This window comes from Fusibacter sp., assembly GCF_057447755.1.
The window spans coordinates 1-3,761 of the sequence record NZ_JBVBZF010000336.1 but is presented as its reverse complement, the minus strand read 5'-3'; the positions used below and the strand labels follow the sequence as shown (position 1 = coordinate 3,761).

General features: G+C 35.3%; 3 protein-coding genes. All 3 read right to left on the bottom strand.

Features of this window, described 5'->3' with window-relative positions:
- The coding region (locus AC220I_RS19690; RefSeq protein ID WP_486725573.1) for an ATP-binding protein at nt 1–2,573 on the bottom strand (2,573 nt) is incomplete at its 3' end.
- 232 nt (nt 2,574–2,805) lie between these two features.
- Nucleotides 2,806–3,294, bottom strand: coding sequence for a cysteine hydrolase family protein (locus tag AC220I_RS19685; protein ID WP_486725572.1), 489 nt, complete (start codon nt 3,292–3,294; stop codon nt 2,806–2,808).
- Nucleotides 3,295–3,376: 82 nt separating this feature from the next.
- Nucleotides 3,377–3,761, bottom strand: a 385-nt coding sequence (locus tag AC220I_RS19680) for a hypothetical protein (protein WP_486725571.1), incomplete at its 5' end; no start/stop codon positions are given.

The following is a 3,761-nucleotide window of genomic DNA, read 5'->3' as shown; positions in this document are numbered from 1 at the left end:
GCCAAAGGTTGATTTACACTGATCATAATCAGTGCGTTGATAATGCCCTTGAGGCTTACCAATGCAGTTAATTGTTTTAACTCAATTCTCTTAGACTTAAAGATTTCGGTAAAGGTTGTGATTGTATGATCTTCAACATGGTTACGCAAATAGTTGGTTGAAGTTCTGGCCAAAGTTTCCATGAGACGCATCGGCACAATATCCTTTGCCTCAACTTTGTTTTTAAGTGGTAAGATGAATTTAAAAGTGGTTCCGACGCCGAGCTCAGATTCAACAAAGATGCTACCGCCTAGGGTCTCAACTTCTTTTCTGACTGCAGCTAAACCAACACCTCTACCCGATACCATTGTGGTGGTATTCTTAGTAGAAAAATTGTCGTCGAATATCTTCTGAAGCAATGAAGCACGACTCATCGTATCAAGCTGGTCTTGACTGTAGCCGGATTCAATCAGTTTTTCCTTAACAAGGTCTAAATCAATTCCCTTACCATCATCTTTTACAATGACTTCAATCATATCGTCAACTTCACGAATATAGCAATTGATATTGCCCATCATATCTTTGCCTGAATCAATACGATCATCAGGTGACTCTATCCCATGATCCACTGCATTTCTAAAAACATGTACCATACTCTTGGAGAAATTTTGGAATCTGAGCTCATCGATTAATAGATTCTCAGATGTAATTTCAAATGCATTAATGGTTTTATCAAGACGTTCTGCAAGTTTTAAAGTATATTCTGGATACATCTTAAAGAGCTCTTTAACAGGTCTATAACATAAACTCCTGATTTCTGGCAATAATATCCTGCAATCCTGCTCAGATAGTAAGGATTGGATTTTATATTCTATTTCAAGAATTCTGGCTTTCTCGATGAGGAAATACTCATCCTTAACCATGTAATCTTCACCCACATAATTTTTAATAATATCAAGGTCATGCTTATATGCATCCTTTAGTTTTTCAACATCAAGGCAAGACACAATATTGCAACCACCTTCATTTTCGATGATTGACATTATAAGATTTTCTGCCTCATGAAGAGCTTCAGTGATTTCAAGGACGTCAAACTGACTGAAATTTCCTTTGAAAGTATGCAATTGACGCATGATATATTGCTGATTTTCATCTGGATTCTCTGTAAACTGCCAGTTATTTTCGATACCTTCATCTAAAAAGGCTTCAAAACTCTCTGCCACTTCAACAAACATTGGTCTATTGACCAAGGCTTTAACCACCATTTTAAGCGTATTTTGTTCCTTGTCCATTAAGGCTTCTAGCTTTCTCTTCTCTGTGATATCTGTTAAAATGACGATCATAGAGCGTTTGCCTGATTTTTGTTTAGACAATCTGTAGTCTATGTTAATGGTACGATCCTTTATAACCACCTCATCTGGCAACAAGGGCACATATAATTTTGTCGCTTGTGGGTCACCCTTAATGATCTTAACGAGAAGTTCATCTACAAACGCAGATTGGTCTTCATCCTCTGGAAATATAAGTTTAGAAAATACGTGATTGGCAATTGATTTTTCAAAGATATCAAGACATTCCTGAGAATACTCACTGTGTATGATCAAATCTTCGTCAAATCTCAAGAAGCCCTGCCCAACATTATCCAGTATATCTTTCATTTGAACATTCATGGATTCAAGTTGATTGTTAATGTTAATGAGATTGGTTCCCTTTTCTTCGAGCTCTTCGTTTTGAGCGGTTAACTCTACCCTATGTTCCTCAAGCGTTTCGGCATAATCTCTCATTTTTTCTATGATTAAGTTTGTCGATGTGGCTAAGTGCTCTATTTCCAGCATTGGCTTTTTAACCGCAACCTCTGCCATCAACGCAGATTCAATATCGCCCTCAGCAAGATTGTTTAATTTTCGTTGTAATTCGTTCAATGGACTTGTCACAGATTTAGCCATAAGTTTACTCATAAACAATGAGATTAGACTTGAGAGCAGTGTCGCAAATACAAATAATATGATTAAGGCAAAGGTCACCGAAATCAAAATGTAGGGGTTAAACATAACTTCAACTGTACCAACTTCTTCTTCTAATGCATTTCTAAAAGCTTGTTCTGAGACATAGAAATAATGAGAACCAAGTGGATTATTGCTTGGATTTTCCATGTCTAGAGAGTCTGGAAGGGTTGAAAAAACAGTAGTTTCCTTAACCGATATCTTGACGAATACAAATTGAAATTCAGCAAGACCATTTTGATCTGGTTTTTGAAATTGTCCTTTTGAGACCTCTTGCATTTTCATGAGATCTTCTTCTTTATGTACGATAAAACCAGAACTCAAGTTGAAATAGAATTTATTGCCGATGGCATTTAACCATCTCAAAAACATCTCATCATTTGGGTCAATTTCATCAACTGAAGTCTGACCAAATTTACTGAGTGACATAGGATTTTCTAGTTCTCCAACAATATCACTGCAAATTATATTTGATGCAACCATGCCAAAAGAACTCATGGCACCAATTATGATCATTAATACGAGCACACTTAAAATTAAGTTGGATATGCTACTGTTTAGGATCATGAATTTGGTGATTTTTCGTCTCATACTCCGTTTGTTTTTCTTTCTTTTTTTTAGAGCCTTAATTTTATCATCTTGCATAATGATTATTGCCCCCTTTACAGAATTAATCCATTTTATTCATGATACCCAAAATACCATATAACATAAAGGCAAATCTGATTAAAATTCAATTAAATTATTCTAAATAATAGTAAACTGGTAATTAAAAAGCGTTCAAAATGCCTAAAACTATACATTATGAACGCTTATATGCCACTTATAATATTTTGATCATTGCACCATATGAAATGATATTATTGATGCTCTCAACAAATTTAATGTTATCTCTAATGCCAGACGCTAGGGAACCCCGTAGGAGTATTGATGTTAAATCCACATCAACAGCACCTCTACAGGTATTGAGAACACAGTATTCTGCACAATAACCAGACAGGATTACTGTGTCCACGCCCTTTTCATCCAAAATGGCTTTGAGCGTCGTCTTTGTAAATGCATTACCATAGGTTTTGACAATATGAATATCTTCAGCTTGAGGCCTTAGAGGTGGTATCCATTCGAAGCCTTCACTACCGGCAACCAAACCATCCTCTGGTTCAGAGTGTTGAATCCATACGATTGGGTAATTCTTCGATCTAAAAAAATCAACTGCTGCATTGATATACTCTGAAGCTTCATCCATCATTTTTCTGGTTTCATTTTCATAAAACATTTTCTGCATATCAATAATGAGTAGTGCTGGTTTCATATACCCCTCCTATAAAGTATTATAAATGCTTTTAAAAATATATTACTAACATTATAACAGAAATTATAGCCCAAAACATTAATTAAACTTTGTAAAACTCTATCTTTTTAGCTTGACTCAAGGCTTTGACATGGGAAATTAAGCCTTCATAATCTTCAAATCGCATAACAGGAATCGATGTGTGCTTCAAACGTTCACCATCCAACGTATATAAAATCTTCATTCTATAGAAGGGTAATCGCATGCCTTGGTCATGCATATAACCAACATGAATTGCATGAACTGACTTCCATTCAATTTTGGTTTCATCGAAGCTTGGAAAGACGTGTAGATATACATCATCAACAATAAGCTTTCTATGGGCCACCAATATATTATTTAAAAATATACCGTAAATTGCCAAGGTAAAAATAAGCATAAAAACTTTCATACCAACATCCTGCTGAGAGGATTGTACAAATATTTTT